This window comes from Pseudomonas sp. PA27(2017), assembly GCF_001945445.1.
GTDB lineage: Bacteria > Pseudomonadota > Gammaproteobacteria > Pseudomonadales > Pseudomonadaceae > Aquipseudomonas.
The window spans coordinates 1-3,987 of sequence record NZ_MSXW01000059.1; the positions used below are offsets into that span (position 1 = coordinate 1).

Sequence of the window (3,987 nt, forward strand, 5' to 3'; positions counted from 1 at the left end):
ACCTGATCACTCGGCAGACGCCTGCGCCGAATAGTGGCTTGAGCGGAGAGATTGAGCGCACTGGCGACCCATTCAACAGGGATATTCTGTGTGAAAGTGCTGAGGTCGGAGAAGTTGAAGAGATCGCCGAGGTCGAGCAGTTGCTGCTAAATGGGCATAAAAAATCCGATACCAGGAGGCTGGTATCGGATTTTCTAGAAACCCCGGCTTGGACTCAAATGCTTAAGTGAACAGCATTACGGCCGAAGCCGGGTTTCTGAACTGCTATCAGGCTTGCGCGAGATTACAGAACGCTGAGCGGGTAGTTCACGTAGAAGCGGACTTCGTTGGTGTCGTCGATGTTGACATCGCTAACCGCAGAGTTGGCACGCAGTACGGAAGCGCGCAGGCGGAAGGACAGATCCTTAGCTGCACCGCTCTGGACAGTGTATTTCACCTGGTTGAAGAATTCGTGTTCTTTGCCATTGGTGTTGGTAATCACGCCGTCTTCGCGAGAGGTGATGTTGTCAGCCCAAATGTACGCAGTTTTGAAGCTCAGACCCGGAACGCCGAAAGTGGCGAAATCCAGCTCGTAGCTGGCTTGCCAGGAGCGCTCGTCTTCGAGGTTGAAGTCGGACAGGAAGCTGTTGGCTACGAAGATTGCGCCGCCACCATCACCGTTACCGTAGTTGAAACCTTGGCTGCCAGTGTTGCGTTGGTGGGCCAGGATGAAGGCATGGGCGCCAACGCTGTACTTGGCTGCCAGGCTCCAAATGGTGTTGTCGCCACCGCCGACTTGACGGTTGTAATCGCTCTTGTAGATGTTGAAATCAAAGCCCAGCGCTTGTTCTTCGGTCAGCGGCAGGTTGTAGTTCAGGTTGGCGTATTTACGCTTGTACTGATCTTCGAGGTCGCTGTAGTAAAGCGCAGCGCTGAGATCTTCGTTGAAAGCGTAAGAACCACCAATTACGTCAATGGACTTCAGTGAGCCTTCGGGGCTACCGCCGCTATCACGGCCTGATTGACGCATGGAGTTGAATGCGGTGAAACGACCAGCATTCAGTTCGAGGCCTTCGATCTCCTTGCTGGTGATCATGGTGCCTTCGAAAGTTTCCGGCAGCAGGCGGCCATCATCGTAGGCCAGAACCGGAAGGGCAGGCAGCTGCGAGCCGTAGGTCAGTGTAGTGCTGGAGAAGCGCGCTTTGACGGCGGCGTTAGCGATGGTCAGATCTTTGCCTTCGTTCTCCGGGAACATGCCAACACCGCGACGGCCGCCGCCAGTGTCCAGTTGCCACAGGGCGCCGGCATAAGCGTTGACGCCGAAACCAACGGTGCCTTGGGTAAAACCGGATTCGAACAGCGCACGGGCGCTGGCGCCCCATTCCTCGGAGTAGCCGTTTTCTTTGGCGCCGCGAGAAGCACCATTACGGGCATCACGGTTGTAGTACATGCTGCGCGCCAGGAGCGACAGGGTGCTGTCTTCAACGAAACCCTTCGACTCGGACTGCTCCGAAGCCACTGCCATCTGAGAGGTACCCGCGGCCACAGCCAGGGCGATTACGCTCCACTTCATCACTCGCATCGTGATTTGCTCCTTTGGTTTAGAAGAGTACTTCCGCTGCTCAGTAAGGTTGTTATGGCGAGCAGCTCTATTTCTTTTTGTGTCGGATGGAACTTATAGCACGGCACTTTGTATTGGCGATAGTTTCGATCTATCCATTTCGTTGCAGCCAGCATCCTTGTCGTTAAGCGCGAAAGATGCGTCGCAATCAGCTAAGCCCTACGTGTTTAGTACCATCCAACGATTTACAGCTCTATTACAGGGCCTGAAGCGTTACCGCGAGGCCCCATTCGGGAGCGTTGCGGGCTTCTAAGCAAAAGCCGTGCTCAAAATGATCGGAGGTGCCGATTTACTAGGTTTCATGTGTGTGTTTTTGTTGGGTAATACAGATTATCGACTTAAACATCAGTTTTTCCACGATCTTGTTAGTGAGCTTCTTAGTAGGTCGCTATCTATATCGGTGATTTGTTGATAATGAGTTTTAATTGGTGTTTTCGTGGGTGGTCGGATGTTTACTTTGGGAAACAATATGGTGCGCCGTAAAACCCATCGGCGTTGCCATTGCCTCTTTTTGGTGCGTCATGTTTGGGGTTAATTTTCAAGGCCTTGCCGGGTATCCTGCCGCGCCTATGGGTTGCTGATCAGATGGGTGGCCCCTTGAATGAGGTGAGCAAATGTTCGTAATGGATTCGCGCCTGCAACAAGACACCTTCGTGCTGGGCGACCTGCCGTTGAGCCGCGTACTACTTAGTAACGATGCCCGTTACCCCTGGTTCATCCTCGTGCCGCGACGCGAGGATGTCAGCGAAGTGTTCCAGCTGAATGCCGAGGATCAGCAGGCGCTGTGGGCGGAGGCTGCGTTGTTGGGCGAGGTGCTCAAGGATGCGTTCAAAGCCGACAAGATCAATATCGCCACCTTGGGTAACGTGGTCAGTCAGTTGCATGTGCACGTGATCGTCCGTTATCGCGGTGATGATGCCTGGCCCGCCCCTGTTTGGGGGCGTCACCCGGCCAAGCCTTATGAGCAGCAACAGGTGGTCGCTCTGCGTGACAGATTACGATCGGTCATGCCGGGGCATTACCGGGCGGGTGAGGTCTGAATGAGCGGGATTGAGGAGCGTATCGTCGAGCTGGAAAGTCGTCAGGCTTTTCAGGACGACACCATTCAGGCACTCAATGATGCACTGGTGGAGCAGCAGAAATTGATCGAGCGCCTGCAGGTGCAGGTGCAGGCGTTGGCCAAGCGTCAGGAAGAGGTGAGTCCGTACAGCTCGTCGCAGGACGAAGCGCCGCCCCCCCATTATTGATAGCGGCCTGCTTGAATGAAAAAGCCCCGCATCGCGGTAATGCTGTTCACTTAAGCGGAGCAGCCTTACGATCCACTGGATATCGGGTTTTGGAAATCTTCACCGTCCTGGGTCTTCCCGGCCTTGGACGGTGATCCAGAAACATTCCTCCGATACCTCCCCGCAGCTCAGCCAACCTTCTGCCTGTCGCCGATACCGGATTAGCAGCTGCCATGACGATCAGTTGTACCGCAATGTACTGGCAGGCAGGTTTGAAGCGTATGTCTGAAGGCGTTCGGCCAAAGGCTATTGCGGCGTGGCTGGCCTCTCGACGGATGATGTTGTAAGCCAGTAAAAGTCCCCAGACCTCTTGATAAATAAGGTCGACCTTCTTGCTGCGCAGCGTTACCGCATTCTGCTGCATTGAGCTTTTGATATCCCGGAAGCCCAGCTCGATTTCCCAGCGTTCCAGATAGAGTTCGGCGACCGCTTCTGCGCTGTAGTCCTCGACCGGCAGCGACGTGAGCAGCGATCTGATACGCCCCTGGCTTTGATAGCTGACCTCGCGCACTTCCCAGTGTGTGGGGAGAGCCGGGTTTCGTTTGCGAGCCTGAGGCGAGACTTTCATCCGTACGAGGCGATCATGCTCGCCATAGCGCTCGACTTCCTCCATCACCAGGTTCTTGCGAGCTGGCGTGAGCCAGTGCCGATTGTTTACCCCATCGGCAACACTCAGCAGCAAATCAGCTCCCCAAAAGCCTTTGTCGAACAATGTGATCGAATTGTCCGGAATCTGGCCCAGGAAGGTTTCGGCCAAGCGCATCTCGCTGCCCCGATAAGGGCTGAGCTGCGCATCGAGGATCACGTGTGAGCGCACATTCATCAAGGCTACGAGGCGCAGCATCGGAAAGGGTGTCTGGCGCTCGGTGCCCGTATTACCAGAGCCAAAATGCTCCCTCAGCTCAGGAGAATCGGGCGTTCGCAGCAATGCGCCATCTACCGCGAACACTTGTAAACCGTTCCAATCATCGCCTTCGTAGCGCTCACGGCCCCATTGCTTGCCGGTCTGTCGGAACAAGGATTCGACCGGGTCTGCACCTAGTCGCTTGCGCGCCTCGGTCACGCCGCTGCGCGCCAGCAACTGATCGGAAGCCAGGCCTT

The 3,987-nt window shown here is 55.4% G+C and carries 5 protein-coding genes; 2 read left to right on the forward strand and 3 right to left on the reverse strand.

Translation table 11 applies throughout. From position 1 onward, the window contains the following. Both BVH06_RS21280 and BVH06_RS21285 read right to left on the reverse strand, forming a co-directional pair. On the reverse strand, positions 1-140 hold a 140-nt coding region (locus BVH06_RS21280), incomplete at its 3' end, for a transposase domain-containing protein (protein ID WP_177345403.1). A gap of 143 nt (positions 141-283) precedes the next feature. Next, positions 284-1,561 (reverse strand): OprD family porin, encoded by a 1,278-nt coding sequence (locus BVH06_RS21285; RefSeq protein WP_075935394.1) that lies wholly within the window; start codon positions 1,559-1,561, stop codon positions 284-286. A 653-nt stretch (positions 1,562-2,214) separates the two neighbouring features. Between BVH06_RS21285 and BVH06_RS21290 the strand changes: the two genes are divergently transcribed. Both BVH06_RS21290 and BVH06_RS21295 read left to right on the forward strand, forming a co-directional pair. Beyond that, a complete protein-coding gene (locus BVH06_RS21290; protein WP_075935395.1) occupies positions 2,215-2,640 on the forward strand; it encodes an HIT domain-containing protein in 426 nt (141 codons plus the stop codon). Then, positions 2,641-2,847, forward strand: a complete 207-nt coding sequence (locus BVH06_RS21295; RefSeq protein ID WP_075935396.1) for a SlyX family protein — start codon at positions 2,641-2,643, stop codon at positions 2,845-2,847. 46 nt (positions 2,848-2,893) lie between these two features. Here BVH06_RS21295 and BVH06_RS21300 read toward each other — a convergent pair. After that, the coding region (locus BVH06_RS21300) for an IS4 family transposase (RefSeq protein ID WP_083652148.1) at positions 2,894-3,987 on the reverse strand (1,094 nt) is incomplete at its 5' end.

Excerpts from the sequence above, each read along its gene's own strand:
- BVH06_RS21295 (WP_075935396.1), top strand. The coding sequence starts at position 2,641 with ATGAGCGGGATTGAGGAGCGTATCGTCGAGCTGGAAAGTCGTCAGGCT.
- BVH06_RS21290 (WP_075935395.1), top strand. The coding sequence starts at position 2,215 with ATGTTCGTAATGGATTCGCGCCTGCAACAAGACACCTTCGTGCTGGGC.
- BVH06_RS21285 (WP_075935394.1), bottom strand. The coding sequence starts at position 1,561 with ATGCGAGTGATGAAGTGGAGCGTAATCGCCCTGGCTGTGGCCGCGGGT.